This window comes from Microbacterium sp. Z12_35, from assembly GCF_058310475.1.
The window spans coordinates 2135802-2162332 of record NZ_JBZEGJ010000001.1 but is presented as its reverse complement, the minus strand read 5'-3'; the positions used below and the strand labels follow the sequence as shown (position 1 = coordinate 2162332).

General features: G+C 66.3%; 24 protein-coding genes and 1 pseudogene. 11 read left to right on the top strand and 14 right to left on the bottom strand.

Translation table 11 applies throughout. From position 1 onward, the window contains the following. Positions 1-5: 5 nt before the first annotated feature. The 7 genes from AC4FS1_RS10375 to AC4FS1_RS10345 are packed head-to-tail and all read right to left on the bottom strand — an operon-like array spanning position 6 to position 7543. Complete coding sequence (locus tag AC4FS1_RS10375; protein ID WP_491154771.1) at positions 6-1304, bottom strand: MinD/ParA family ATP-binding protein; 1299 nt, start codon at positions 1302-1304, stop codon at positions 6-8. After that, on the bottom strand, positions 1301-2899 hold the full coding sequence (locus AC4FS1_RS10370) for a hypothetical protein (protein WP_491154768.1): 1599 nt from the start codon (positions 2897-2899) through the stop codon (positions 1301-1303). The genes AC4FS1_RS10375 and AC4FS1_RS10370 overlap by 4 nt, the downstream gene beginning before the upstream one ends. Then, on the bottom strand, positions 2899-4398 hold the full coding sequence (locus AC4FS1_RS10365) for an SCO6880 family protein (RefSeq protein ID WP_491154766.1): 1500 nt from the start codon (positions 4396-4398) through the stop codon (positions 2899-2901). Before AC4FS1_RS10365 ends, AC4FS1_RS10370 begins: the two co-directional genes overlap by 1 nt. Continuing rightward, positions 4395-5867, bottom strand: coding sequence for a hypothetical protein (locus tag AC4FS1_RS10360; protein WP_491154764.1), 1473 nt, complete (start codon positions 5865-5867; stop codon positions 4395-4397). The genes AC4FS1_RS10365 and AC4FS1_RS10360 overlap by 4 nt, the downstream gene beginning before the upstream one ends. Beyond that, positions 5867-6154, bottom strand: a complete 288-nt coding sequence (locus tag AC4FS1_RS10355; RefSeq protein ID WP_491154762.1) for a hypothetical protein — start codon at positions 6152-6154, stop codon at positions 5867-5869. Before AC4FS1_RS10355 ends, AC4FS1_RS10360 begins: the two co-directional genes overlap by 1 nt. Positions 6155-6183: 29 nt before the next feature. Then, positions 6184-6807, bottom strand: coding sequence for a M23 family metallopeptidase (locus AC4FS1_RS10350; RefSeq protein ID WP_491154761.1), 624 nt, complete (start codon positions 6805-6807; stop codon positions 6184-6186). A gap of 1 nt (position 6808) precedes the next feature. Continuing rightward, entirely contained in the window at positions 6809-7543 is a 735-nt protein-coding gene (locus AC4FS1_RS10345; protein ID WP_491154759.1) for a hypothetical protein, read from the bottom strand. 378 nt (positions 7544-7921) lie between these two features. On the opposite strand from AC4FS1_RS10345, the gene AC4FS1_RS10340 reads away from it, so the two are divergent. Continuing rightward, entirely contained in the window at positions 7922-8239 is a 318-nt protein-coding gene (locus AC4FS1_RS10340) for a hypothetical protein (RefSeq protein WP_491154757.1), read from the top strand. Between the two features lie 637 nt (positions 8240-8876). On the opposite strand, the gene AC4FS1_RS10335 is transcribed toward AC4FS1_RS10340, so the two are convergent. The 6 genes and pseudogenes from AC4FS1_RS10335 to AC4FS1_RS10310 form a co-directional block, all read right to left on the bottom strand. After that, on the bottom strand, positions 8877-9848 hold the full coding sequence (locus AC4FS1_RS10335) for a hypothetical protein (protein WP_491154756.1): 972 nt from the start codon (positions 9846-9848) through the stop codon (positions 8877-8879). 43 nt (positions 9849-9891) lie between these two features. Beyond that, complete coding sequence (locus tag AC4FS1_RS10330; protein WP_491154755.1) at positions 9892-11538, bottom strand: HsdM family class I SAM-dependent methyltransferase; 1647 nt, start codon at positions 11536-11538, stop codon at positions 9892-9894. Positions 11539-11948: 410 nt separating this feature from the next. Further along, a complete protein-coding gene (gene bsh, locus AC4FS1_RS10325) occupies positions 11949-12923 on the bottom strand; it encodes a choloylglycine hydrolase (RefSeq protein WP_491154753.1) in 975 nt (324 codons plus the stop codon). Between the two features lie 990 nt (positions 12924-13913). After that, positions 13914-14345 (bottom strand): RHS repeat-associated core domain-containing protein, encoded by a 432-nt coding sequence (locus AC4FS1_RS10320; RefSeq protein WP_491154752.1) that lies wholly within the window; start codon positions 14343-14345, stop codon positions 13914-13916. Between the two features lie 99 nt (positions 14346-14444). Then, positions 14445-14753: pseudogene (locus tag AC4FS1_RS10315) on the bottom strand (hypothetical protein); the annotation flags it as partial. Between the two features lie 795 nt (positions 14754-15548). Next, a complete protein-coding gene (locus tag AC4FS1_RS10310) occupies positions 15549-15776 on the bottom strand; it encodes a hypothetical protein (protein ID WP_491155700.1) in 228 nt (75 codons plus the stop codon). Between the two features lie 741 nt (positions 15777-16517). On the opposite strand from AC4FS1_RS10310, the gene AC4FS1_RS10305 reads away from it, so the two are divergent. Then, positions 16518-16814 (top strand): hypothetical protein, encoded by a 297-nt coding sequence (locus AC4FS1_RS10305; RefSeq protein WP_491154751.1) that lies wholly within the window; start codon positions 16518-16520, stop codon positions 16812-16814. 280 nt (positions 16815-17094) lie between these two features. Here AC4FS1_RS10305 and AC4FS1_RS10300 read toward each other — a convergent pair whose 3' ends face one another. After that, positions 17095-17751, bottom strand: a complete 657-nt coding sequence (locus tag AC4FS1_RS10300; protein WP_491154750.1) for a TetR/AcrR family transcriptional regulator — start codon at positions 17749-17751, stop codon at positions 17095-17097. Positions 17752-17808: 57 nt separating this feature from the next. On the opposite strand from AC4FS1_RS10300, the gene AC4FS1_RS10295 reads away from it, so the two are divergent. Genes AC4FS1_RS10295 through AC4FS1_RS10255 form a run of 9 tightly spaced genes read left to right on the top strand, consistent with a single transcriptional unit; the run spans position 17809 to position 26528 of the window. Then, positions 17809-18525 (top strand): ABC transporter ATP-binding protein, encoded by a 717-nt coding sequence (locus AC4FS1_RS10295; RefSeq protein WP_491154748.1) that lies wholly within the window; start codon positions 17809-17811, stop codon positions 18523-18525. Further along, entirely contained in the window at positions 18522-19253 is a 732-nt protein-coding gene (locus AC4FS1_RS10290) for an ABC transporter ATP-binding protein (RefSeq protein WP_491154746.1), read from the top strand. The genes AC4FS1_RS10295 and AC4FS1_RS10290 overlap by 4 nt, the downstream gene beginning before the upstream one ends. An 8-nt stretch (positions 19254-19261) precedes the next feature. After that, a complete protein-coding gene (locus AC4FS1_RS10285) occupies positions 19262-20143 on the top strand; it encodes a branched-chain amino acid ABC transporter permease (protein ID WP_491154744.1) in 882 nt (293 codons plus the stop codon). 28 nt (positions 20144-20171) lie between these two features. Further along, the gene (locus AC4FS1_RS10280) at positions 20172-21161 is read left to right on the top strand and encodes a branched-chain amino acid ABC transporter permease (protein ID WP_491154742.1); all 990 of its coding nucleotides are present in this window, start codon (positions 20172-20174) and stop codon (positions 21159-21161) included. Next, entirely contained in the window at positions 21158-22483 is a 1326-nt protein-coding gene (locus AC4FS1_RS10275) for an ABC transporter substrate-binding protein (protein ID WP_491154741.1), read from the top strand. The genes AC4FS1_RS10280 and AC4FS1_RS10275 overlap by 4 nt, the downstream gene beginning before the upstream one ends. Then, positions 22480-23862, top strand: a complete 1383-nt coding sequence (locus AC4FS1_RS10270) for an amidohydrolase family protein (protein ID WP_491154740.1) — start codon at positions 22480-22482, stop codon at positions 23860-23862. Before AC4FS1_RS10275 ends, AC4FS1_RS10270 begins: the two co-directional genes overlap by 4 nt. Beyond that, entirely contained in the window at positions 23859-25040 is a 1182-nt protein-coding gene (locus AC4FS1_RS10265) for a fumarylacetoacetate hydrolase family protein (protein WP_491154738.1), read from the top strand. Before AC4FS1_RS10270 ends, AC4FS1_RS10265 begins: the two co-directional genes overlap by 4 nt. Then, complete coding sequence (locus AC4FS1_RS10260; protein ID WP_491154737.1) at positions 25037-25582, top strand: cupin domain-containing protein; 546 nt, start codon at positions 25037-25039, stop codon at positions 25580-25582. Before AC4FS1_RS10265 ends, AC4FS1_RS10260 begins: the two co-directional genes overlap by 4 nt. Then, a complete protein-coding gene (locus tag AC4FS1_RS10255) occupies positions 25575-26528 on the top strand; it encodes a cyclase family protein (protein WP_491154735.1) in 954 nt (317 codons plus the stop codon). The genes AC4FS1_RS10260 and AC4FS1_RS10255 overlap by 8 nt, the downstream gene beginning before the upstream one ends. The last annotated feature ends 3 nt before the right edge of the window (positions 26529-26531 follow it).

The following is a 26531-nucleotide window of genomic DNA, read 5'->3' as shown; positions in this document are numbered from 1 at the left end:
CCCGGTCACAGGTGGGTGGTGGTGGCTGCGGCGGCGGCGATCCACGCGTCGCGTGTCGCTGGGCGTAGCGCGTCAAAGCGCAGCGGCCCGCTCTTGAGGGCGGGGTCGAAGGGGACGTGGTGAACGGCGCGGACTCGGCCGGTGAACCCTTCGATGATGCGGTTCGCCTCTGCGGTCGCGTGCCGGTCGTCCTGGGTGACGATGACGGCGGCGTGTGTCGCGAGCGCGGCGGAGCGTTCGTCGCGGGCGGCGAGGGCTTCGAGGAGGAGGGCGGCGGACTCGGCGGATTCGGGGGAGGCGAGGGTGGGGATGACGAGTTGGTAGGAGGAGTCGATCATCCGTAGCCACCGGTCCGCGGATTCGTCGTTGCCGGAGTCGAAGATGACGAGCCGGTAGTAGCGGGCGGCGACCGTCATCAGTCGATCGAACTCGTCGGCTTCGATGCGCTGACGCACCGCGAGCAGTTCGGGGTTCGAGCGGAGGACGTCGTACCGGTCGGCGGTCTGGTGGTGCACGAACCCGGCGATGTCCGCGATCCCGGCCGCGGGCTCAAGGAGCCGACTGGTTTCGGGGAGCAGGTCTTGGACGGTGGCGTCGTGCGGGCCGGTGTCCGTGCGCCAGCCGAGGGTGCCGCGGGTGTCGTTGTTGTCCCAGGCCAGGACGGCGCCCCCGCCGTGACGGGCGAACACGGCGGCGAGCATGGCGGTGGTCATGGTCTTGCCGACGCCGCCTTTGCCGTTGACCACGGCGATCGTGCGGCATCCGGCCCAGTGCTGCGATACCGCCCGCACCGCCACCTCTCGCTTCACTTCACGTGCCGACGGCTTCACGGTGAAGCCGACCCGAGCGAGCGCCCCGCGCCATCCCATCTGTGCCTGCGGTGCTCGTTCAGGGCCGCTGATGAACGACGGGCGCCGCTCCGGCTCCGCGGCCGTGGCATCCGGCGCCTGGCTGGTCTCGTCGCCCATGCCTCCCGCAGTCTGTGACTCCGGGCGTTCCGGGATGTCGTGATTCCCGGGTTCGGTGGTTCGAGATTCGCGGCGGGTGGCGGGGTGGTCTGGGCGGGTGATGGTTCCGTTGGGGTTGACGAGGAGCCGGTGTTCGCCACGGTCGCCGGTGGTTTGCAGTTCGACGCTTTCGTGCAGTTCGGAGGCGATGGTGGCGGTGCGGGTGAGGACCCGGCCGCGGACGTCTTGCCCGGCGGTGGCGTCGATGAGTTCCCGGTCGCCGTGCGGGGTGATCAGGGTGGCGGTGGAGCCGTGAACGGTGGCGTGCACTTGTGGGTGGGGGCTGAGCAGGGTCATCCGATTTCCCTTTCTGCGGTGAGCCAGCCGGTCAGGCTCGACTCCGGTTCTTCCGTTGGGTTCGGCCACCACTCGTCGATCCGCAGCGGCTGCACCACGGCCGGGTCAAGGTCGATGTCGGTGTGGGGGAGGACGGCGTCGTCGGTTTTGAACAGGTCGTATTCGTAGTCGGTGGAGGTGGAGAAGCAGTCGACGAGGTAGGAGAACTGGCCGACGTAGGCGATGAACTCGCCCTTGCGGAGTTGCCGGGCCATGTCGACGTGCGCGGTAGGCAGGTTGAGGCGTTCGCGGAGGGCGGCTTGTTCTTGGTGGTTGACGCGGAAGATGAACTTGTTCTCGATGTCGCCGACCATCGAGTAGGCGAGGTGGCGTTCCTGGGAGCCGGCGGCACCGACGGCGTCGAGGTCGCCCATCTTGTGCAGGATGACGATGTTGCTGATTCCGTAGTGGCGGGACAGTTTCAGCCACTGCTGGTACATCTGCAGCGCCGCCAGCGAGGTCATGTCCCGCCAGCCTTCTTCGCGGATGACGTAGCGGGTGCGGTGCGCGTCCCGGTCCGAGATCACGGCCTGGATCCACGCGGTCGCGCACACCTGGGTCAGCTGGGCGACGAGTTCTCCGCGGGCGAAGAGCTCGGAGGTGTCGACGACGACGAGGGGGGAGTTCTCGTCGAACACGACGGTGGATTCGTCTTCGAAGAGCCCGGAGAGGTCGCCGTCCACGAAACGGCGCAGCACGTAGCGGGGTCCGGAGGAGGCGGGAATCAGGTCAGGGTCGTCGGTGTCGCCGCCGGCGATCCGGATCACCTCGGCGTACACGGCGCGGAGGGTGGGGTGGTCGCGAGTCGCGGTGATGGCGCGTTCGAGGGCGAGGTGGATGCACGCGTGTTCTGGTGCGGTGAGGGCTTTGCCGCCGAGCGCCATCTCGATCAGGGAGATGAGGGTGGCAATGCGGCGTTGACGGACCATCTGCTCGTGTTGTTCGTCGCTGGTGCCGGTTCGGCGGGGGCCGCGGGCGAGAGGGTTGAGGCGGGTGTGGGTGTCGTGGCCGAGCCGGATGACGGTGCCACCGACGGCGTCGGCAACCGCGACCCATTCGCCCTTGCTGTCGGAGGGAACGACGGCCTGGTGGCCGAACGCGAGGGAGCGGACGACGAGGGTCTTGATGGTGGCGGACTTGCCGGACCGGTAAGCGCCGAGCACGAGGATGTTGGTGGAGAACGCACCCCGCTCGGTGGCGTCGGCGTAGGTCTCCCAGGGGGAGAAGTGCCACAGCGCGTCCGCGTTCAGGTCGACCCCGACGATCGGGCCACGGTGTCCGAGCCCGGTGTCGGCCACGAACGGGTAGATCCCGGCGAGGTGCTGCGACGTCGCCTGATGCCCCGGCACCCGCATCGGTGCAAGGTTCCAGTAACCGCCGTTCCCGAGCCCGGGACCGAACGGTCCCGGCACCGCTGGCTCCGGCAGCCCCCGCTTGTCCCTGGTGTTCTGCTGAGTCGCGCCGTTGCGCAGGGCGGTGCGGATCTCTATCTCGCGGGCGCGACGGTCGGCGCGGGTCTGGTTCGCGGGGGCGATGTGGACGACTTTGCGGGTCATCACTTCATCCCCATCCCCAGCGGCAGGGCGTTCACGAGGAGGGCTTCGGCTTGCTGGCAGTACAAGATCTGCGCTTCCATGCCGACCTGGGACAGGGCGTTGCGGGCGCCGGCGATGGACTGCTCGAGCTGTTCCTCGTCGGGGGCGGTGATGGTGAGGTAGGCGCCATACCGAAACTCGCCGTGCCCGGCGACCAGCTCTTCTTCTTGGCGTTCCAGGGCGAGCCAGTCAGCTTCGTCGGCGGCGGAGCCGTCGGCGTTGCGGCGGGCGCGCATCTTCTGGTTTCCCCGCCACACCTTCTTCTCCTCCCGGATGCGCCGCAGCGCCTTCTCCACCGGGACCGGGGTGAGCACGATGGAAAAGATGTGGGTGACGGCTTCACCGGTGACCGGGTGGCGGGCGAACACGAGCGGGGAGATGAACCCGATAGGGGCGTCGGAGCGGGGCCATTCGTGGATCCACATGGTGGTGTGGACGCCGGAGTCGGTGATCACGATGCCGTTCTTCCCGCGCGGCTCTTCCAGATACATCGGCCCGATCGCCGACAGTGCCACCCCTTCGTGACCGGCGTCGCGGTTCTGCACGGTGGGAAGGAACTCGGGGTCGAACGCCGTGCGGGACAGCGCGGCGAGGTCCCGAGGGGTGAGCCAGCGGCGCACCGTGATCCGCGCGGTTCGCAGCGCGTCAGTGATGTTCTGGGCCTCGATCGCGGCGAGCCGCTGCACCGCTTCGGCGCCACCTCCCAGGGCCTTCAGCTGGGCGGAGAGGGCGGGAAGGTCGAGGGTGAGGGTGAGGAAGTTGCGGTGCGCGACCGCGAACCGCTCGGAGGTGTCCATCACTCGTCGGTAGTTATCGGCGACATCGGTGGCGGGGGCGCCGTTCAGGCGGGCGGTGATGTCGTCCAGGTGGGCGCGGGCGGCGCGGATGGTGGTGGGGGTGGTGCGCTCCTGCAGGGTGACGCGTTTGACGCCTGGGCGCTGCGTGAACGCTGCGAGCACGTTCGCCCACTGCTGCGCCAGGTCGCGGCGTTCGGGGATGTCCTTCATCAGGAAGCCCTGCACCTCGAGCTCGGCGGTGATGGACACGCTGCGTTCGTGCGGGCTGTAGGCGGAGGCCATGCCTTCGACATCCCAGATCTGCACGGACGCACGCGTCCCGGGGAGGTTGAGGGTGCCCTCCTTGACCGGGTGCTCTGGTCGATACTGCTGTGTCGTTGCGCCGGCCGCATGGCGGGCCTGCTTCGACAGCCACAGCGCGAATAGGCGGGGTGCGGACATTCCTTGCAGTTGCACCAGCGCGAGGATCCCGAAGGGCAGATAGACGGGGGCGGCGAACAGCAGCCCGGCGGGGCCGAACCGGTTGATGCCGATCAGCATGGTGGCAGCGGCAATCGTGACGCACGCGATCTGCCAGGCGTCCATGCCGAGGACGATGCCCTGACGTGACCGGCGGGGCAGGCGGACGGGGCGAGCCGGGTCGGTGGCGCTGGTGCTGGTCATGAGGACCTCCGGGTCGGAGTCGGGGCAGGCGAGGGCGCCGCAGCTGCGGGCGGTGATGCGGTACGAGGCGGTGAGCTCGCCGGCGCCGCGGGGGAGGGTTGCGCCGTCGGGCGGCCGGCGGGACTTTCGGTGCGACGTGAATTCGCTGCCGCAGCGGGTCGGGGGACCGTGCGCGCGGTCGCGGTGCGGGTGGTCGTTGCCGTGGTGGTGGTGGCGGCGCGGGTGGGGGTGGGGCGGTTTCCGGCGGGGGAGCTGCCCAGGCGGGAGGGGATGCGGGCGAGGGTGCGGCCGGCGTTCGTGGTGGAGCGGGCGGCGGTGCTGCCCATGCGGGACCCGATGGAGTCGACGGCCGCGCCGCCGACGAAGGAGAACAACCCGAACACGGCGAACGGGGCGAAGGCCACGAGCACGAGTCCGAGGATCAGCGGCCAGGACTGCGGGTCCCAGATGGTGGTGATCCCGGCGAGGCCGTTGACGATGAGAGCGAAGAACCCGATGGTCAGCGGTGTGGTGAGCAGTAGCGCGACGACGGCGGAAACGTATCGGATCACCCACTGGGGGCCGAGGGTGCGGACGGGAAAGAGCATCCAGGCGATGGGGGCGACGGCGATGAGCGCGGCGAGGGCGAGGTTGCGGAATGCGAACACGATCAGGAGCAGGAAGATCGCGACCATGAGGAGCCCGTGGATGACGAACGCGAAGAAGTAGTTGGCTTGACCGCCGGCCCACATCACCCCCTGCAGTGCGGAGAAAAGCCCCCCAGGTCCGTCGCGGTTGAGGATGTACCAGGACAGGTCGTCCACCGCGTTCAGGAGCAGGCCGGTCATCCAGAGCCCGAGCGGGACGGCGGGGATGGCGAGGAACGAGCGGATGATCGCGCCGAACAGCGCGTCGCGGTCGCGGGCGACGATGGCGGCGGTGATCGCCCAGATCATCGCGCCGAGCAGCACGATCAGGATCGCCCAGGCCCAGAACGACCATTCCCCGGTCGCCGCGGACCACAGGGCGGTGCTGGTGTCGAACTTCATCGCGGTGAGCACGGTGTGCATGGCCGTGGTGGACGCGATGGCGGCGCCGCGTCCGGCGTTCTCGAACGAGATGCAGACCACGTCGCCGACAGAGCACCCGTACTGCACAATGACCGGGTCGCCGCCAGCGGCGCGGAGGGCGTCGTGGTGGCCTTCGTAGGTGGTGCAGACGGTGGCGACGGTGCCGCCCATCGGGAGCCCGAGGAAGCAGGTGGCTGCGCGGACTTCTCGGGGGTCGGTAGGGGTGCAGGACACCTGGTTGCCTTCCGCGGTGCACTCCACCGGGTGGCTCGGGGCGGACCAGGACAGTCCGTCGACGGGGGCAGGGGATGCCGCTGCGAAGGCGTAGCCCGAGGTCGCGGCGGTCGCAGGGGGTGCCGCGCTGAGGAGGGCGGCGAGGCCGAGGGCTGCGGCGACCGTGAGGGTGCGCAGCGTGCGCATCAGAAGCCGAAGTCGAAGTTGATGAACCACTGGAAGATGCCGCTGACGGCGCCGAGGATGGCGGCGGCGAGGAAGATCCAGAGGATGTGTTCTCCGGCCCAGGAGCGGACGCGTTCGTTGCCGGCGCCGCGGAAGGCGAGCGAGCCGCCGGCGACGATGAGCATGGTGAGGACGACGAGCATTCCGGCGGCGAGGACATAGGACACGATCACTTGGAAGCCCCCGAAGAAGGGGGCGGAAAAGTCCGGAGTGATGTCCGGGACGTTCACCAGGTGCGAGAGGGGCATGTGATTCTCCTTCTATCCAGGGGGAGTGGTTAGGGCAGAGCCAGTCCGAGAGAGCTCATGAAGGGGGCGGGGTCGATCGAGGCGCCGTGGTCGATGACTTCGTAGTGCAGGTGGCAGCCGAAGGACTTTCCGGTATTGCCCTCCGCGCCAAGCGCCGTACCAGCGGTGACGGTGTCCCCCACCTGTACCCGGAGGGAGGTCCATTGCATGTGCCCGTAGAGGGTCACGAGGCGGTCGCCGTGGTCGATACGCACGGTGTTGCCGTATCCCTGGTAGCTCCCGGCGGTGATCACGGTGCCCGGCCCGGCGGCGTAGATGGTGCTGCCGCATCCTTGCGCCATGTCGTACCCCTGGTGGTTGACCGAGCAGTAGGCGCAACCGATGACGGGGTTGTGGCCGAAGCCCCGGCCCTTCCTGAACTCGCCGGAGAGCGGCATCCCCCATTCGCCGGACGCAGCGGGGGCCTCAGCGAGAGGCTGGTCGGGTGCGGGCGCCGGTACGCCGGCTCCGATGGCGGCGGCCAGCAAGACCACCGGAGTCAGGAGCATCCCGCTCGCACCGAGGACGACGACGGTGAGCGCGATGAGTACCCGCCGCCCGGTGCGGCTGCGAGCGACGGTGAACGCAGCGGTCGGGGCGGCGGGGCCGGGCATGTCAGTCGCTCAACGCCGCGTCGAAGTAGCGGATCAGTTTGCAGTCGCCGGCTGCTTGGGCCGATCCCTGTGTCGGAACGGACGCCTCGCCGCAGAGCACCTGGGCGCTGACGCGCACCTGCTCCTCGTAGCTCGACTCCGCACCGTCCTCCCCGGTCTGCGTGAACGTGAGGACGACATCGCTCGTACCGATGAACATATCGTCGCCGTCGTAGTCCGGAACAGGCGTGAAAGAGATCTCGCCCATAGTGCTTGCGATCACGCGGCCGTTCTGACGTGCCAGCGAGTCCCAGACCTGGTCCGGCAAGATCACGGCGTCTCGCATGGTGAGTTGGTAGCGAGCTGTTTGTGCCGCCTGTTCGTCGGGGTTTTGGAAGCGTGGGTCCGGGGTGAACCAGGTGTCGAGGTAGGTCACCCATTCATCGCGGCTAGCGCGGGTGGTGTCAACGGTGCCCGCAGCCTCAATAGCCGCCCTTAGATAAGACTCCGGGTCCGTCGTGATCGGCTCGGGCACCCACCCCGCCTCCGACGCGGCTGCATCCACCACCTCGCCGGTCGACGACGTGGATGATGTTGGACTGGCCGTCGGCGTGGGAGACGAGGAGGAGGTCGGCTGCGCGGTGCCGCCCTGCGACGTGACGGCAGCGAGCACACCCACAACAATCGCGGCCGCAAGAACCGCTCCGCCGATGACCGCCCACAGAAGGCCCCGACTTTGCGCGCGCTGCTTGGCCATCACACGTACCGCCCTTTCGCGTGCCGGGCCTCGCCAACGCTGGCGGGTCGGAGAAGCGCGGCTTCAACGTGACGGCATCGTAAACCCGCTGCCTCCCCTCGCGCAGACGCACCTGTGGACAGATCGCCCAAGCCAGCCCTCAATGGGAAGCCCCCAATCATGCAGCCATATTCGCGTGCTAGCCGCCTTATACATCTACGGCCCGGAATCCGTCTGTAGCCCGTTCGGGGGACGCGGGAGCCCGCCGTGACATCGCCGCCGCGGCCACCGTCGCGGGCTCTCTCGAAGACCATGAGTGAATAATACAAATACTCACTGTAAGAGGGAAGGGCGAATTAGCCTCCCGCGAACGACGAGGAAGTTGGGCATGATGTGTTGATGCCCAAGAAAGCGCGTCCGGCCTCTAGCGCAGAGCTCGAGGACCCGGTCGAGGCGCTCGGATCGATGCTTCGGGCGGGCATCATCGGCTACCTCCGCTCGAGCGGGCCGGCAGGCCGAGCGGAGATCGCACGCGCCCTCGAACTCCGACCGGTCACTGTCGCGAAAGCGCTGTCGTCATTGCACTCAGCGGGATTGTTGATCGCGGACCCACCGCTCGACCAAGTCCGCCAGGGGCAGCGCGTCACCTACAGCGTGAACAACCCCGCCGTCAGCGAGATGTATCTGCAGCTCGGGCAAGCCATCGGCGAGGTCTAGAGCATCCGGAACTACAAATGACACTCGTCCACCCGTTCACTCTCGTCTTGCGCTCCCAATCGCGAACAGCAGACGTCATCGGCTCGCGGTGGTGAAAGCCCAAGCTCGATCCTACGAAGCGCGCGAATTCTGCACTGACATAGCATCCATTATCGGCTGACAGCGTACAGGCGGGTGTGGAAGCGGCTGACTCATCGCCTCCGGCGTTCGGTCGTCCAAGCGACGCTGGCGATGAATGTAGCTGACAACACGGCAAACCCGATCAGAAGCGTGATCCTCAAAGCATCTGGTCCGGCTACCACCACGGTGGCTGCAGCCAGCAAAGCCATTAGTACCGAGCCAACGGCGAGGATCCACAGCGCACGTTTCGGAAGGGGGACGACCCACCATGGGCGGTCGCTCTTTGGTGATTTCGGCATTTTCTAAGAGCCTTCCCAAGACCTGAAAGCAGCTAACCAGGGATCATCCTGACCGCGGGCTAACAACTCCTACCTGTGCTCACCAGGCTAAGTGCTATCAGACCGGCTGACGTTGCAGCCCGGGGACCCCCGCTCCGGGTGAGCAGCGATTGACGCTCCTGCTGACAGAACGGCCATTATCGGATAAAGCCCAGGTCACGCGCTCTCTAGAAGGACCTCTAAGGCTCCCGCTTGGCGCGCTTCTTCGGTTCTACGTGGGGCCAGCCGCGTCGGATGCGGGCCTCGGTGTGAAGGGTGATCGGAGCAATTGTGAGCACGTGCTCGACCATCGTCTGCAGGAAGATCGCCGGGTCCAGGTCGTCGGGAACCTTGTCTCTCAGCACGCGCACTGACGGCAGCGTCGTGAGTTGCCCGTCGAGTTCGTCGACGGGCGTGTCGGGAACCGGTTCATCTCGGTCGGCGGCACCACTGACGGCGAGCGGATCAGTCGCTTCTTCGTCCTCGCTCGGCGGCTCGCCCCCGTACTCCAGCATGAGCATGCATACGCCGTCGTAGGCGTCGTCCTCACGGCCGAGCTTCTGCAGAAGGTCAGTGATCCAGCGAGCGGTGCTGGGTTCCGTCTCGAGCACGGTCGAACGGATTCCGAACACGAACCCGAGGGCGGCTAGTGGGTGGCGGCCGCGAAGGTTCTTCGCGTCCCCGTAAGATTCCTCGACGCGGTTGGCTGCGTTCTTTCCGAAGGAGCTGTCCATACGTTTGGAGGAGATCAGCACCTGCGGGCCTGTGTCCCATGCGGACATGACTACGTCGACCTGTTTGACGTAGTTCTTGCCCAGGATGTTAGCGTCGGCGCCCACGATGCCCGACGGAGGACTGCCGCCTTCAATCCGTTCACGAAGTGGCTTGCTGTCCCGCGCTGGGAGCGCGTTCAACAGATCCGTGATGGGGGTCGGCACAACCCGCGGGGCTCTTGCGCGAGGCCAGACGGAATCCGGGTCAAACCCTGCGCGGCGAAGTTCGTAAGCGATCCATACGTCGAGCGCGCGTGCCGCCACACCTGACTGGGTCTTTCCGTCCGGAACAATGGCGAGAGCGGCACCGAGAAGGTCCTCGAGCACATCGATGTCGGGTCTGTACTTCTCGTTCTGCCACGGGGAGCTGTATACCCCGTCGGGCGCGGCCCGCTCCACGATGCGGTCGTACAACGCCCACGCCTTGGCGGTGGCGCTTGGTTCAGCCACTCTTGCCTCGCACCATTCGGCGTTTCATCCAGTCCCCATGGTCCGCTCGAACAGCGTCGAGCTGGGTAGTCGTGAGCTTGCCATCCAGGAGAACACCGTCGACGAGCGTGACGGCCGCAAGAAGGTTCTTGTTCTGGAGGAGCCGCTGCACGGACGGTTTCAGCGCAACGAGTTCCGAACGATGCTGCTGGAGCAGCGCAGCGGATGGCATCCACCAGCGGTCAGCTTCCCGAGGCTCGATCTTGAGAATGCCGCCACCGTACGAGCGGCCGGCGAGCTCGGCTCCGAGCAAAGTTACGGAGTTCAGCGATGCAAGTGGCAGTACGTCGCCAGCGAGGTCGCGGACCCCGTCGCGCAAGTAGACACCGTGCACACTATTCAGGTGCCGGGCTCCCGCGGTGTTGGTGGTTAGGCGTGGGGTATCGGCGTTCATATAGGTCAGGAGCAGATCCGCGGGCTTGAGCAGGGGGACGCGCCACCAAGGTGACCTCACTCGGCATTTGTATGCTTGGTCGACGCCGGTGTCGACACCCTTCGAGATGTAATCGAGCGTGGCTGCGGCCGGGCGGTCCGACGGGTACAGCAGCCAGGTCGAGTGGCCATCTGATCCGAGTCGGGCCATCGCGGAGTTGGTGAGTGCGAGCCCGCGGAGGTGGCTGCTGCCGGGCGGGCTGATTCTGATCAGATCTCGTCGCGGTATGCCGAGGTCGCGGACTCGTCTGGGTGAGAGTGCGAAGAATCGGTTGCCTCCCGTGACAGCCCCGAGGCTCGTTTCGCCATGGTCATTCAGCGGAACGAAGGTGCCGTTGCCTACAACGTCGGCTATTGCGTCGATGCTCGCGGGGCGCAGCGGCTGAGGGTGCCAGCGGTCCCCGGTGTTCAGCGGCGTCCACGTGGTGCCCTCGTGAAGTTCGCTTAGGGTTTCCGCGTTCCGCGTCTGTCGAAGGGTTGCCTCGCCCGCTGGAGGACCGCCCCACCCCTCTGCTTTGACGAGTACGGTGTCTGCTTCTGCGTCTGGGAACACCTGTTCCTCAAAGGTGACGAGTTCGACAGTCGCGAATCGCTCCAGCAGGAATCGCCGTACTGGCGCTGCGTAGTTCACGCTCAGAAGTTCTGCCGGCAGCACCATTCCCAGTCGCCCACCCGGCTTCAGGTACGCCGCTGCGTGGATCACGAACGCCGCCCAGGACGATGCGAGACCGGTGAGAGCGACCCCTTGCTGCAGGGCTGCGAATCGCGCGCGGTCGCGCTGGCCGCCGGTCCAATCCTGGTAGCGGATGAAGGGAGGGTTACCGATGACCGCGTCATACCGGGGGCTCGCTTCAGTACGGAAGAAATCGCTGACCCGGATGCGAGCCGTGCCCCCGGACTGCTGGATCAGATCGCGCGCGATCTGGGCACTGGCGCTGTGAAGCTCGATGCCGTGAACCAGCGGCGCGGTGGCACCCAACGCGCGGAGCCGCTCGACAGCCGCGATCAGGAAAGCGGCCTCTCCCGCCGACGGCTCCAGCACCGAATCCGACGCCTCGCGAAGCGCCCATTCTGCGAGGTGTGCGGTGATGCCGTCGGGGGTGAAAAACGCCCCGCGGGCCTTCCTCGCCTCAGCAAGATCTGCCGTGTAAGGAGGTTTCGTGTACACAACATCAGACTATGCGGATGGGTGCCGACACACCGGGAACCACGCAGCCTCTCCGAGGCCATCTAGATGTGACCCGCCTGCTCGCCGATCAGCGCGAGTGTCTGTGGGTGCAGCGCTGGCGCACACGATACCGCCGTGTTCTCGTCGGTCTTGAGAAGCACCCCGACCGCCGACCCGACGGCCATCCCACAGTCTGACCTGAGCGCGGGGACCCTGGGCGATGCCGGTCTGGGCGCAGCCACCGGCGCGGCCCGAGCTACCAGTGGAGGAAGGCGCCGTCTGAACTGGAGCGTGGCTGGTCGTCCTCTCCCTGACAGAACGGCCATTATCGGAGAAAAGCCCAGATCGAGAGCACTATTTGTCGATGCGCCCGCTCGCCTCCTTGCGAGTGCTGCGGGTGGCACGGTCGGTCAGTTCTGCATGTGGACCTGTTGCTCCTTGATGAGGGGATAGTCGGCGAGGGTGCTGCCGTCGAGGTCTTCGTTGTGCATGTCGACGCCGGTCACCTGGCTGTTCTCGTACGTCGTGTAGTAGTAGATGCCTTTGTCGGTGTTGCAGCACGAGGAGTAGATGGTGATCTCGAACTTGCCGGGCGACACCTCGACGCATCCTCGCTGTTGAGCGACGGAGCCCAGGATCTGGAAGAACTGGCTGATCGATTCCGACTCGGAATCCCCCGAGACCGAATTCAGCTTCGTGAAGGCGGCCTTGACGAAACGCGACGACGACGACAGGTCGCCGGGCAGGCCGATCGCTCCCATTCCCCGGCTGTAGACATCGAACTCCAGTTCGTCGGAGAAGTGCGCCTCCGGCGGGTTCTTGGACAGGTGCATGAAGTTGTTCAGGTTGAACGACTGGATGTCGAACGTGGGGTTGTTGGTGAGGACACCGATGGGGTTGTCGTACACCTTCAGGCCCTCCTTCACGCTTTCCACCGTGAGGGAGCGATTGCGGTCGGAGATGATCCAGTGCAGGGGCGACAGTGGGAAGGTCTCGCTGAAATTGATCTCCACGAGGCTCAGCCCGGCTAGAGCCGTCTTCACCTCGTCGACGGTCTCGAACTGCCCGAGGACCCACGGGATGAACTCGAACGGGGTGATGTTGGTCTTGTCCTGCGCCTCGGGTTTGTAGTCGGCGTTGTCCGGGAAGTTCAGCCCGGCCATGCTCAGGCCCTTCTCGTTCGTCGCGTCGTAATACAGCGGGTACCCGTCCGCGATGGTGGCCATCCCGATGATCGCGTGGTGGGTCGGGAGCGCGGCCGCTTTACGGAATTCGAAGGGGAAGTTCCGCGGCGTCACGGTGACCGTCTCGTTGTAGGAGAACTCCAGATCGAGATTGCGCCCGAAGTAGTGATCCCGGGTGGTGTAGTTCGCTCCTGTGCACATGCGTGGGCCTCCAATGGCGTCGTTCGCTCAATGGCGCCACCGTACGTCCGTGGATGCTGCCGGGCCACGGCCAAACGACCCATAGATGAACCACGCTGCCTGGCGCGCCCCGGCCTCGGTTCCGCCCGTCTGCGCGGGACGCTCCGCTCCGCGGCGCCTCTCCGGCAGGGCTTCCCCACCGGAGGACGTACGTCCCTGGTACGGGCTTCCCGCGTTCTCACTGACAGAACGGCCATTATCGGTGTTGCTGCGCCGTGGCATTCGCGCTAGGCGCCACAGCGTATTAGGTGCCGCGGCGACGTTTGCCGGCCGTAGAAGAGCAGTTTCCGCCGACACCGACCCCAACGTCGCGCGGGCGATCAGATCGCAGATGCGAAAGAGACGACTACAAGAACCACAAGCGTCAGGACAGCGATTGCACCCCAAGCCCAGGGTGCATTCCGGCCTCGGGTTCGTGCTGGAACGTCAGGAACGTTGGCGCCCAGCGCAGAAAGCTGAGCCAGAATCTGGATCCTTTCGCTCTCAATTTCCTCCTCCTGCGTGTGCGTCGCATGACCGATAAACGAGGTGGAGGTCAACTCCGATCCGAATAGCCTCGCTTGTTTATCGTCGAGCTCGCTTAGGCGGGCCCGCAGTCGCTCTTCGTCGCTCGGCTCAGACGACGTTGATCCAGAACTAACCGGTTCATTCGTCACGTTCGGGGCTGCTATCTCTTGATCGGCGACGCGCTTGTGATTGCCCGCGCGCAATCCGTCCCGTTCGGGTCTTTAGCGCCTCCCGCGCATCACAGAAATGAGACGCCAGCGCCAGATAGCGAGCGAAACGGCTATGACCGTCCATGGTATGAGAAAAAGTAGAGGAAATAGGAGAGTCTCTGGCTTCGTAGTCACCATGACCACGAGCCCGGCTGCTAGGACGAGTGTCCACAGCATGCTGATTTGCGCGTTCCGTACTAGTAGGCGCGCTGCCTTGGCAGCGTCAGGATTGTTCTCAGTCATAGAAGCAATGATCGATCGCTTGGGCGACAGTCCAGGTTGTAAGGGCGACTTCGAGGGCAGCGACGGCCCCGAGCCACGCGGCGGCAACGTACGAAGCCCCTCCAGTCTCGGGGCCCGCCGCGACCGCCGCGAACGTTCCCACAATGGAATTGATGGTCAGAGAGATGCCGACCAACGACGCGATCGCCAGCCCGCCACATAGAGCGTCGAAGGCCAAGCCCGTTGGGTCTTTGCCGTTGATCGGATTGCATGCAGCGTAACCGTACGGGTTCTTCTCTTGGCCGCTTGGGTCCATCTGTGTGAAGCGGCCCAGGCTGGTGTCGTAGTAGCGGGCTCCGAGTTGGTAGATGCCGTTGCCTACGGCGTCCCCGGCAGGTGTTCGGGCGAAGTTATCAACGGTCGACCCGGTGGTGCGCTGCCTCATTCCCAACGCGCCGTTGTTGAATGTGACGCTGCCTTGGGAAAGGCGATCTGTGTTGCCGGTGCCGAAGTAGCTTCTGTTGTTGCCGCCGAGCGCGGTCAGTTGGCCGCGGTCTCCGAACGTGCCTGTTGTGCCGGTGAGGCCGTTGCGGGTCTGATTGCCTGCGGCGTCGTAGGTCCAGGTGGTGGTTTGCCCGGTCGCTGACGTGACTTGGTTGACCGCGTTGTATGCGTAGTCGATCGTTCCGGCGGTCGCCCCGGTGGTTCCAGCCCGAACCTGTCTGGTCCGGTTGCCGTTGTTGTCGTAGGTGTATGCCCAGGAAGCGGTATTGGTGGCGCCCGATTTTTCCTGCGCGAGGGTGAGGCGGTTACGGGAGTCGTAGGTGTAGCTGGTTGCCGCGCCCGCGGTGATTCCTTGCTCCTTGTGTGCTGTCCGGGCCTGTACGTTGACGCGGTCTCCGGTGGCGCCGGTGGGTGTGTAGGCGTAGCCGATGTCGACGGCGGTGCTCCTCCTGCGGCTTTCGCGGTGATGCGGGTGGGCCGGCCGGAGTTGTCACGGGCGGTGACGGTGGTCGCACCACCTGGGAGGATGCGTTTGGGTTTCGGCGCCGCTGGCGTCGTACTCGAAGGTGATGCACTCGGCAGGGCAGGTGTGACCCGAACCGGTTCATCCGCGTCGTTAGGGCTACTGACCGCGAGCGGGTCAGTCGTTTCTTCGTCCTCGCTCGGCGACTCACCCCCGTACTCCATCCTGCCTCCGGACATCCGGGGTGACTGGCTTCCGGAACCCTGGTTAGGGCGCTCTTCCCAAGGTCTGAGCAAGCCACGACGCGGTCGATTCGTGAGCAAGCTCCCGGGCAAGGGTGAGGAAAGCTCGGCTCCTGCGATGCGAGGGCTCGAAAGGTCAGCTGCCGCGTAACGACAACGAAGTCGCTGCCGCGCGGACCGTGGAAATCGGATCCCGCAAGAGTTCAAATCCCACCGTCACCGCCATTTTCCCCAGATCAGCGCCTGTTTTGAGGGCGCTGATCTGCGTTTGAGCAAGATCGAGCAGATATGGCTGCGTGGACCGCGCCCCGCCGCACACCTTGGGTGGTGCGGTGGAGGAGCTGCGCTGGCCAGGACTCGCAGAATCACAGGAAGTCGGCCGGGGCAGACGGGTCGTCGCGCGACTACTTACCGTGGGAATGGCACTTTGTTCAGCACATCATCGCTGTCGGCGGTCCATCAGCTGCGCCGCACGGTCGGCGCTGAAACGCCCGGCGTGGATCGCGTTTCCTGAGATGGCCATCGGCCTCGGCTCGCTCCATCGAGCCTCGGATCCGTATGTCTTCGCTGGGGGCCGGGGCGGGACATTCGACAGGGGGCACACCGTGAGCGGCACGCGCTCGGCGGCCAGTCGGGACAGGAGCGCAGGCTCCTCGACCGCGCGGATGCCTTGATGGATGCTTTCGACGCGGAGGAGATCGGGCGCCCGCGCGACGAGGCAGAGGCCGAGTTCTCTCCGGCACGTACGAACACGTCATTGAACGACGACGGCGGGTAGCCGACTTGGGCGGAATCGAGACCGACGCCGAGGAGATCGTGCGCGATGGGCGACGGTGTCGAGCGTCGCGCGCGCCGACTCGACGCTCTGGTCGCGGAGGGAGCAAATGTTAGCCCCAGATCATCCCCGCATAGTTCGGTCCGCCGAGCGTTCCGAGCAAGATCACGCGGGTCCGGGCCCCCGGTTCCTTCCCGCTGGCGTTTGCGGTCGGGCTGCTCTCCGCATCGGGGGATGCGCCCAAGAACGTGCACGCGCTCAGCGCCAGCGCCGCGGCTCCCGTCACGGCCGCCATTTGAAGCGCCCGCCGCGGCTGATGGGTTCCATCGTCTGCTCTCCTTCGAGCTCGGCGCCTTGAATCGTGGGTTGTGGCAGCGCGGGCAGCAGGCCGGCCCGCGCTCGTCTCTGCCGTTCGTCCCACCTCGATCGGGATCCATCCGCTTCGGTACGACTCGGACGCGGGGTGTGCGGTCGTAGCTCGATAAACCTTGCAATGTTAATTCCGGCGTCGACGCTGTTGGCCACCGCCCTAGTACCGATGAGTCGCGAAGAACACACCCGCGACCTGCGGGGGTTTCGCCTGTCACCCTTCCGAGACGAGGGTCGCCCAGGCCACGTCAAGTTGCCGCCGCCTTGTCCGTCTCGGTCGGCACCGTCTCAGGCCTCGAGGGCAAGGACCTCTCCTCGCAAGTCCAGCTCAACAAGGCCCTCGCGCTCTACGACGAGGCGCGCGTGGACTACACGAACAAGACCACAGCCTTCGCGCGAACGATGGGACGGGCCTTCCACGGGGCGCCCTGGATGGGGCGAAAGGTGCGCGACTTCAGCTTCGATCACACACGGATCCCGAACAAGCAGATCAGCAAGGCGTGTACCGAGGACGCTCGGCTCCTGCTGAAGTCGATCCTCGCCGCCGACCGGGTGTCGTGACGTCGCCGCGGCGAACGCTTCGCGTTGGCACCTTGCGGGGCAGTGTGTGGCTAGGAGACGGCGATCGCAAAAGCTGCGAGCGGTGCTAGCTACGAGTTCGACGCCGAAGGAGCCGCGATGACGCACCGCGGCGGCCGAAACTCTTGGGCAAGCGCGTGAGCAAGATTGAGACGGCTTCGAGCCGTGCGTCGTCGTGATACGAAATGTCGCTCACGAGGTGCTCCGCGACCGCCCCGGCCTAATGGGCCCCTGCCGCTCCAGGCGGCCGCGTGAAATCGGATCAGACGTGGCGCGCCTGTACCGTTCCCCGTCCGGCCGCCACCGCCCGCCGAATGACCTCCACGCATCTCTCGGGCCAGTCGCGAAGTCGCGCCTCGCCGCCGATGTAACTCGCGTAGTAGTACCCGAGCATCATGTTCAACAGCAGATCCACATCGGTGTCTGCGGGCAGCGATCCTGAGGAGATCGCCTGCTCGAACACCGTCCTGATTCGTCCGCGACGCAGTGCGACCACGTCCTCTCGATAGCGCGCGATCAGCTGCGGCTCCTGCTCCTCCAAGGCCAGCATGTTCCCGATGATGCTGATCCCATGGCCGCGCTCGAAGGCGGCGGCCACTAGCTCCATCTCGAAGACGAGCGCGCGCCACACGTCGGTCTCGGGGTTCGGCGGATCTTCCGACACCATCGTGGCAATACTTGAGGTGGCGAGATCCAGTTTGGTCGGCCAGCGGCGGTAGATGGTCGGCTTGCTGACGCCGGCGCGATCGGCCACCGCATCCATCGACATGCCCGCGTAGCCCGACACCGACATCTCGGTCAGCGCCGCGTGCAGGATGCGGGCATCGACCTGCTTGTCGCGGGGGCGTCCCCGTGACCGCTTGCCCCGAGTCGCAGAACCCTCTTCGTCGAATCCTGCGCTTGACGTCGTGTCGCGCATGGCCCTATCGTAGCGATAATCATTTCGATACCGTACTGTAAACAAATTGAGGTTCAGATGCTCAGAGTCGAGCACATCTCGCTCGCTTTTCGGGGCTTGAAAGCGCTTCGCGACGTCAGCATGGAGGCGCGCGGCGGCGAGGTGACGGCGCTGATCGGGCCCAACGGCGCGGGCAAGACAACGCTGTTCAACTGCATCAACCGCATCCTCGATCCCGACACCGGCTCGATCTGGCTGGGCGACGAGGATGTCACGAGACTGCGGCCCGCCGCGCTCGCCGCCCGTGGAGTGGCTCGGACATTCCAGCACGCAGCACTGTTCCCTTCCCTCTCCGTCCTAGACAACGTGCGGGTCGGATCCGACCTCGCGCACCAAGGGGGTCGCGCCGCGACCGCGAGCTCGGCCGAGGATGTGCTCGATCTGCTGGGCCTGGCCAGCATCGCCGCTTCTGATGTTGACAGTCTCCCGCTGGGGACGAAGAAGCGTGTCGAGATTGCACGGGCCATCGCATCCGCGCCCAGCGTCCTACTGCTTGATGAGCCGGCGGGCGGGCTGACGCACCAGGAGGTGGCGGAGATGCGCGACATGCTCCTCGAGGCCAAGCGCGAACTCGGACTGACCCTGCTTCTCGTGGAGCACCACGTGGACATGGTGATGTCCATGAGCGACGTCATCGTGGTCCTGTCGTCGGGCGAGGTCATCGCGAAGGGCGCACCTCGTGAGGTCCAGACGAACCCCGCCGTCATCGAGGCCTACCTCGGTGGTGCCGCATGACCCGGCGGGAGAGCGCCGCGTTGCTCGAAGTGGTCGGGCTCCGCGCGGGATACGGGCAGGCGCAGGTGCTGCACGACGTCGACTTAGAAGTGCGGGACGGTGAGACAGTCGTCCTCCTCGGCGCGAACGGCGCCGGCAAGAGCACGCTTCTGAAGGCCTTGAGCGGTATCACCGGGCGCACCGGCTTGATCGGTTTCGCCGGCGCTGACATCAGCCGACTCGCCTCGGCCGACATCGTGCGACGCGGACTCGGCCAGGTGCCCGAGGGGCGCGGCACGTTCTCCGATCTCACAGTGGAGGAGAATCTGCGACTCGGCGCCTACCCCACATCACTCGTGAAGGCGCAGGTGCATGCCGACATCGCCGAGATGGCGGCCCTGTTCCCGGTTCTCGGCGAGCGCTCGTTGCAGCGCGCCGGGCTGCTCAGCGGGGGCGAGCAGCAGATGCTCGCGATCGCTCGGGCCCTGATGGGCAGGCCACGCCTACTGCTCCTGGATGAACCGTCGCTCGGGTTGGCTCCAACGATCACCGCGCGGGTGTTCGACTCGTTGGCCGAACTCAACCGTTCTCGTGGGATCAGTCTTCTGATCGTCGAACAGAACGCTCAGATCAGCCTGGGCATCGCTGACTACGCCTATGTCCTCGAAGCCGGCTCGATCCGTGTACACGGACCCGCCGCCACCATCCGCGACGACGCCAGCCTGCGTCACGCCTATCTGGGCTATTGAGGTTTCGCATGCTCGTTCTGCAACTCATCGTCGACGGGCTCGGCAAAGGCGCGATCTATGCCGCCCTTGCCCTGGCCATCGTCATGTGCCATCGCAGCACCGGTCTCATTAACTTCGCGCAGGGCGAATTCGCCACGCTCTCGACCATGTTCACGGCGGTCCTCACCATGTCGGGCATCCCGGTGTGGGCGTCGCTGGGCATCGCGGTGGTCGTCTCCTTCATTGCGGCCGCCGGGGTGCAATGGCTCATCGTCCGCCCGACGATGGTGAAGGCTCACGTCCTGCAGGTGATGATCACGGTCGGCTTGTTCATCGTCGCCAACGCAGTCGGCCAGATCACGTTCGGCCCGACTCCCCGTCCACTCACGCCACTCTTCCCGACCGGTGGGCTGAACGTCGACGGCCTACGCATCTCGTGGGACCTCATTGGGGTCATCCTCCTCCAGGCGGTCGTGATCGTCGGCCTCACCCTGTTCTTCCGGGGGACGAAGGCGGGGCTCGGGTTCCGAGCCGTCGCGACGGCTCCCGCTCAGAGTCGCGTCGTGGGTATCCGCGTCGAGAGGATGCACATGGTCGGGTGGGGTATCGCGGGCGCCATCGGATGCGTCGCCGGCGTCAGCCTCACGAACCTCGGCGTCTACGTCGAACCGGCAATGATGACGCCGGTGCTCGTGTTCTCACTAGCCGCAGTCACCATCGGGGGCTTCGATTCGGCGGTCGGTGCCGTCGTCGGCGGAATGGTCATGGGTGTCGCCGAGACGCTGGTAACCAGCCTCATCCCGGGTCTGACGGGCGAGGTCGGCATGGTCGTGTCGCTCGTGGTCATCGTGGGGGTGCTGCTCGCGATGCCGGCAGGAATCTTTGGCAGGAGGCGAGCGATCCGTGTTTGAGCGCCGTGTGCGTCGAGGCCTCATTCGTTTGAGCCCCGCCACCTTCATCTGCAACGCGGTGGCAATTGTCGCGCTGCTCGCGATCCCCTTTGTCTTCGAGCCCTTCCGGGTGACGCAGATCACCCAGATCCTGGTGGTCACGATCGCGGTGATGGGCCTGAACCTGCTCACCGGCTTCACCGGCCAGATCTCGGTCGGCCACGCCGCATTCTTCGGCTTCGGCGCCTACACGACGGGCATCCTCCTGGCCCGCGCCGAACTTCCCCTGCCCGTCGCCGTCATGCTGGGGCCGGTCGTCGGCGCCCTCGTCGGAGCGGTGATCGGTCTGCCCTCGCTGCGGATCACCGGCACCGCGCTCGCCATCGTCACCCTTGTCTTCGGCGCAGCCTTCCCCGCGGTCGTCAACGTGCTCACCGATCTCACCGGCGGTACGCAGGGGCTGCGCGTGGAGAAGATCGTGGTGCCGCCGGAGTTCTTGCTGGCGCTCGACCAGGCCCGCTATCTAGTCGTCCTTATTGCGCTCCTGGTCACGGCTGCGGCCGTGCTGTGGCTCGATCGCAGCCGCACCGGCCGCCGGCTCCATGCCCTCGGCGACAACGAGATCGCCGCCGCAACGTTCGGGATCCGTGCTCCGCGCCTGCGTATCGGCGTCTTCACGGCCAGCGCAGCAATCACGGCTCTTGCCGGTTCGCTCTTTGCGGTGACTACCGGGTTCATCTCGTCGACGACGAGCTTCGTCACTGTGCCCGGCTCGATCATGCTGCTGACGGCGCTCGTGATTGGAGGACGCGCGATCCTCCTCGGCCCGCTCCTGGGCACCGGCCTCGCGGAGCTGCTGCCTTCGCAGATCGGCCAGTTCTCTCCGGAGTGGGCATACCTCGCCTACGGCGCCATCCTCATCGTGATCCTCCTGTTCGCCCCCGCCGGAATCACAGGCCTCCCATATCGACGGTGGGGGCGCACGCTCCTTCGCCGAAGCACCAGACCAGCAGTCACCAGAAAGGAACCGACATCATGACAACGAAAACCTCGCGCGCAGCCAAAGGCGGCCTCCGTGCCGGATCCGTCGTCCTCACCGTCGCAGCGCTCGTCCTCGCCGGTTGTTCCGCGCGCGGCGGAGGCGCGGAGGAATCCGGCGGCGATTCGGGCAGCGAACTCGCCGCGGAGTGCGCGGCCTACGAGCCCACCGTCGGAATCACCGAGGACACCATCAAGGTGGGTACCAGCCTCCCGGTCACGGGTGCGCTCGCGACAGGCGGCACGGTGCGCTACGGCGCGCAGGCCTACTTCGAGAAGCTGAACGCCGAGGGCGGTATCGACGGACGGGAGATCGAATACATCGTCCGGGACGACGTGTACGACCCGTCGAAGACCACGACGAACCTGAACGAGCTGCTGAATCAGGACGGCGTCTTCGGCACGCTCGGCCTGTTCGGAACCGCCAACATCATGGCCGTCGGGCCCGATCTACAGGAAGGCTGCGTGCCGAACTTCCTCCCCCTCTCCGGCGCACCGGCGATCGCGACGGCCGAGCAGACATGGACCGTGGGCTTCTTCCCGTCCTACACCTTGGAGGCGCGCTCACTAGCGCAGGCGGCCATCGCCTCAGGCGCGAACACGATCTCGGTCGTGTCGCAGAACGATGACTTCGGACGCGCCTACGTCGCGGGGCTGGAGGCGGGACTCGAGGGATCCGGCGTCGAGATCACCCGTGCGCTCACGTACGACGTTGGAGCGGCCACCGTCGACGCCCAGGTGACTCAGCTCGCCGCCGACGGCGCGGATGCCGTCTTCATCGCCGCGCTGGGAACCAAATGCCCGCAGATCTTGAACAGCATCAACAGTTCGGGCTGGACTCCGCAGCTCATCGTCGGTCCGCTGTGCACTAGCAAGGGCCTCATGTCGCTCCTGGAGCCAGGCGCCGGAGACGGGCTGATCACGACGGCTTGGTACAAGAGCCCGAGCGACCCCACGTGGGCTGATGACCCAGGCATGCAGGAGTATCGCGAAGCCGTCGAGCAGTACACTCCCGACGCCGACCCGAACGAAGACTTCGTGCTCAATGGCTGGCTGATGGCCCAGATATTCACCAACATGCTCGAGGCGTCTCCCGAGCTCACCCGGGCAGCCGTCATGGAGACGGCCCACAACAGCCGGATTGAGGTCGACTCCTTGATTCCCGGTATCGAGTTCGTCACCTCTGCGACGCAGACCGAGCCGATCTCACAGCTCCAGCTGCAGCGCTACGACGCCGCCGCGGCCGCGATGGTCTTCATTGACCCGGAGACCGTCGAAGCACTGCCGAAGGGCGAGGTCGCGCTCACCGAGGTGGCCGAATGACCGAGGCGCGCAAGCCGCTCGTGCTGAGCGGAGGACTGATCGTTGATCCCGGGATGCACGGTGAACCCGCGGTCGCGGACGTGGTCATCGGTGCGGATGGCGTCATCCTCGACATCGCTCTTGCTGCGCCCCGCCCGCCCGGGTGCGAGGTCATCGACGCAACGGGGTGCCTCGTGCTCCCCGGCTTCGTCGACGCGCATCGACATGCGTGGATGCCGGCAATCCGAGGGGTCAACGGCGACGACAGTCTCGCCGGCTATGTCCGCAAGACCCGCAACCTCGTCATGCCCCACTACACGCCCGACGACGTCTACGTCGGGACCCTCATCGGGTACTGGGACGCGCTGGATGCCGGGGTCACTAGCATCGTCGACTTCTCGCATTGCATGAACAGCGCGGAACACGTGACCGCCGGCCTCCAGGCTGTGTGCGACGCACCCGCGCGCGTACAGTTCGCCGCCGGGTTGAACGACGTCCCGACCAAGACCGGCGGGTTCTCGTCGTTGAAGGAGCGGATCTCCGACATCCGCGCTCGGATGCAAGGAACCGATCTTCCCGATCGAGCCAGGCTATGGGTGAGTCTGTCCGACACCACCCAGGCAGGCCCGCAACGGCTGATCGACGAGGTACGAGCGGTGCGCGAGCTAGGCCTGCCGATGACCCTGCACGGCCGCACCAAGATGTTGCAGCGACAGCGGTCCGAAGTGGCGGCGCTCGCCGACGAGGGCCTCCTCGGCGACGACCTGTTGTGGGCGCACCTGACCCAGGCCACCGCCGACGAGCTGCAGCAGATCGCCGACAGCGGCGGGCGGTTCGTGGCCGCGCCCGAGGACGAGTTGCAAATGGGGATGGGGTGGCCCAAGATCCGCGAGTGGGAGGCGCTCGGTGGCCATCCCGGTCTCGGGGTGTCGGTTGTCACGGCGTCGTCGGGAGACCTCTTCGGCGCGATGCGTCTGGCGTTGCAGTCGATGCGTGCGCTTGATCACGAGGAGGAGATGGCTCGCACGGGTTCGTGGCCGCAGTCGGTGCGCCTGCGGGCCGAGGATGCCGTGAGGTGGGCGACTGCCGACGGCGCTCACGCGGCACTTCTGGGGAACGTCGTCGGGTCACTTACACCGGGCAGGCGAGGCGACGTGGTCGTGTTGCAGCCGGGATTCTCGGCGCAGCCGGTGAACAACCCGTGGACCACCGTCGTCGTACAGAGTTCGCGCGGCGATGTGCGGGATGTGGTGGTGGACGGCGTCGTCGTCAAACGTGATGGCCGATTGCTCGCTGACACGGAGCAGATGCTGTCCCGTCTGCGCGAATCGCACGAGCGTATCCTCGCCGGAGTTGGGGCCGCCGGTGGATGGGATCGAGAAGTTGAGCTGCCGCGATGAGCCCTCCGATCGCCTACGGGTCCGTCCTCTGCCCCGACGGCGCGGCGTTGAGTGCGCTCGTTCCCGCATCTCCCGAAGTGGTGCTGGATCTGGGCGCGCTCGCGCGCGAACGGGCCGATGAACTCGTCGATCTGCTGGACAGACCTAACCTGGACGCGCTGCTTGCGGCTGGACCCGGGCGCTGGCGTCGTGTGCACGAGGTCGTCACCGGTTGGGCCGATGACCCCCGAACGCTGAGCCATTACGGGCGGCCCGCGGCGTCGGCGACCACGCAGATGCCGTTCACCGTCGCCGACTACGTCGACTTCTTCAGTTCGCGCGAACACGCGGAAAACCTCGGCCGCATTCTGCGCCCCGGCCAGCCGGCGCTTCAGCCGAACTGGCTGAGCCTTCCGGTGGGTTACCACGGGCGCGCGGGCACAGTCGTCGCCTCGGGCACCCCGGTAATTAGGCCTTCTGGGCAACTTCCCGCCGGCGACTCGTCGGTGTTCGGGCCGACTCGCAAGCTCGACGTCGAGGTGGAGGTGGGCTTCGTCGTGGGCGGCGAGCACGCTCCCGGCATCCCGTTGCCGACGTCTTCGTTCGAAGAGGCCGTGTTCGGAGTGGTTCTCATCAACGACTGGTCCGCCCGCGACATCCAGGCATTCGAGTACGTGCCGCTCGGGCCAATGTTAGCGAAGTCTTTCGCCACGTCGATTTCGGCGTGGGTGTACCCGCTGGCCGCTTTCGTCGCCGCGCGTGTCACGCCGCCGGCACGGGAGCGCCCCCTTCACGCGTATCTCGACTCGAGCGAGCCGTGGGGACTCGATATCGACCTGCAGCTCTCCCTTAACGGCACCGCCGTCTCGGAGCCGCGATTCCGCGACATGTACTGGACGCCGGACCAGCAACTCGCCCACATGACTGTGAATGGCGCGCGTGCCCGTGCCGGGGACCTCTTCGGCTCTGGCACGGTGTCGTCGTCCGACCCGGGCGGCTACGGATCTCTGATCGAGCTGACCCACAACGGCCAGGACCCCCTCGCCCTCGACGACGGATCGATTCGCACTTTCCTCGAGGACGGCGACGAGGTCGTCATCAGCGCTACCGCGCCCGCCGTGGGTGGCGGCCGCTTCACCCTGGGCGAAGTGCGCGGTGTCGTGCTGCCCGCTAGAGAGACCGTGGAGGAGCAGTCGTGAACGTCGAACCCGTCCGCGTGATCGTCACCGCAAATGATGACGGGGGGCGCTCGTTCGTCCTCCGCGATCAGGCGGCCGGTAGCCCGCACATCCAGCCCGGCCGGCCCACGGCGCTAACCGACATTTGGCACATGATCGATGTGCCAACCGATCCGACCGGTGAGGGCAAGAGGCCCGCGGACCGGCCCTTTACCCTCGCGCCTCCGGCCGGCGGCGTTTCCTTTCGCGTCGTCCAGTTCGATCCCATGACGAGCGAGCAGTATGCACAGCTCGACGGCGGCGAGGTGTTCGCCTCGATGAACGCAGGGACGGAACACGTGCGCAGCCAGGCGAGTCCGCTCATGCACCGCACGAGCACCGTCGACTTTGGCCTCGTATTGAGAGGCACCATCACCATGGTGCTGGACGACGGACCGGTCGACGTCTCGCAGGGGGACGTGATCGTGCAGCGCGCGACGAATCATGCTTGGGAGAACCGAGGCGACGGCCCGGCGATTGTTGCTTTCATCCTCGTCGACGCTCAGGACGGATCGAATGACTGAGCACCGCGACGACGGACTTACCTCCCTCATCACCGCGTGCGCGAATTGGGGGCGGTGGGGCCCGGATGACGAGGCCGGCGCCGTCAACCTCATCACCGCGGACGCCGTGCTCCGCGCCGCCGCCGAGGTGCGAAGCGGACGAATTGTCTCTCTCGCACTGCCTCTCGACGCGACGGGCCCACAATCGGGTGGCCGGCGTTACAACCCGCGGCTCACGATGACGGCGACCGGAACTGACCACCTCGCACAAGTGCAGCGCACGGGGAGGGGCGAACCGCTCACGTCATTCGGGTACGGCGACGACAACCTCGACATGCCGACCCAGGCTGGCACGCACATCGACGCACTCAGCCACGTGTTCTTCGACGGCCGGATGTACAACGGCTACTCGGCGCAGGAAGTCACCGCGTCCGGCGCCGCGCGCAACGGCATCACCTCCATCGCCTCGCGCCTGGTGACCCGCGGAATCCTGCTCGACGTTGCCCGACACCTAGGCGTCGCCGCGCTCGAGCCTGGCTTCGAGATCACCACCGCGCTCCTGGCTGAAGTCGGCGAGGCTCAGCAGAGCCCGATCGCGCCCGGCGACGCGCTACTGGTCCACACCGGGTTCCTCGCGCACAGGCGCGCGAACTGGGGCGATTACGCGGGAGGTGACGCGCCCGGCCTCGGCCTCGACGCAGCCCGATTCCTGCGCGCCCAGGAAGTTTCCCTGGTGGCATCCGACACGTGGGGCCTCGAGGTCCGACCGAACCGGGCGGATGCCTATCAGCCCCTGCACCTCGTCTCGTTGGTTCACTCCGGCATCCCCTTCGGCGAGAACTTCGTCCTCGACGAACTCGCCACCGTCTGCGCGCAGGAGAGCCGCTGGTCGTTCCTCCTCGTCGCCGCCTGCCTTCCAATCACGGGCGCGTCCGGCTCACCCGTGAACCCCCTCGCGATCCTCTAGGAG

Coding starts and splice junctions, on each gene's coding strand:
- AC4FS1_RS10375 (WP_491154771.1), bottom strand. CDS start 1,304: ATGACCCTGCTCAGCCCCCACCCACAAGTGCACGCCACCGTTCACGGC.
- AC4FS1_RS10370 (WP_491154768.1), bottom strand. CDS start 2,899: ATGACCCGCAAAGTCGTCCACATCGCCCCCGCGAACCAGACCCGCGCC.
- AC4FS1_RS10365 (WP_491154766.1), bottom strand. CDS start 4,398: ATGACCAGCACCAGCGCCACCGACCCGGCTCGCCCCGTCCGCCTGCCC.
- AC4FS1_RS10360 (WP_491154764.1), bottom strand. CDS start 5,867: ATGCGCACGCTGCGCACCCTCACGGTCGCCGCAGCCCTCGGCCTCGCC.
- AC4FS1_RS10355 (WP_491154762.1), bottom strand. CDS start 6,154: ATGCCCCTCTCGCACCTGGTGAACGTCCCGGACATCACTCCGGACTTT.
- AC4FS1_RS10350 (WP_491154761.1), bottom strand. CDS start 6,807: ATGCCCGGCCCCGCCGCCCCGACCGCTGCGTTCACCGTCGCTCGCAGC.
- AC4FS1_RS10345 (WP_491154759.1), bottom strand. CDS start 7,543: ATGGCCAAGCAGCGCGCGCAAAGTCGGGGCCTTCTGTGGGCGGTCATC.
- AC4FS1_RS10340 (WP_491154757.1), top strand. CDS start 7,922: ATGCCCAAGAAAGCGCGTCCGGCCTCTAGCGCAGAGCTCGAGGACCCG.
- bsh (WP_491154753.1), bottom strand. CDS start 12,923: ATGTGCACAGGAGCGAACTACACCACCCGGGATCACTACTTCGGGCGC.
- AC4FS1_RS10320 (WP_491154752.1), bottom strand. CDS start 14,345: ATGAGGCAGCGCACCACCGGGTCGACCGTTGATAACTTCGCCCGAACA.
- AC4FS1_RS10300 (WP_491154750.1), bottom strand. CDS start 17,751: ATGCGCGACACGACGTCAAGCGCAGGATTCGACGAAGAGGGTTCTGCG.
- AC4FS1_RS10295 (WP_491154748.1), top strand. CDS start 17,809: ATGCTCAGAGTCGAGCACATCTCGCTCGCTTTTCGGGGCTTGAAAGCG.
- AC4FS1_RS10290 (WP_491154746.1), top strand. CDS start 18,522: ATGACCCGGCGGGAGAGCGCCGCGTTGCTCGAAGTGGTCGGGCTCCGC.
- AC4FS1_RS10285 (WP_491154744.1), top strand. CDS start 19,262: ATGCTCGTTCTGCAACTCATCGTCGACGGGCTCGGCAAAGGCGCGATC.
- AC4FS1_RS10275 (WP_491154741.1), top strand. CDS start 21,158: ATGACAACGAAAACCTCGCGCGCAGCCAAAGGCGGCCTCCGTGCCGGA.
- AC4FS1_RS10270 (WP_491154740.1), top strand. CDS start 22,480: ATGACCGAGGCGCGCAAGCCGCTCGTGCTGAGCGGAGGACTGATCGTT.
- AC4FS1_RS10265 (WP_491154738.1), top strand. CDS start 23,859: ATGAGCCCTCCGATCGCCTACGGGTCCGTCCTCTGCCCCGACGGCGCG.
- AC4FS1_RS10255 (WP_491154735.1), top strand. CDS start 25,575: ATGACTGAGCACCGCGACGACGGACTTACCTCCCTCATCACCGCGTGC.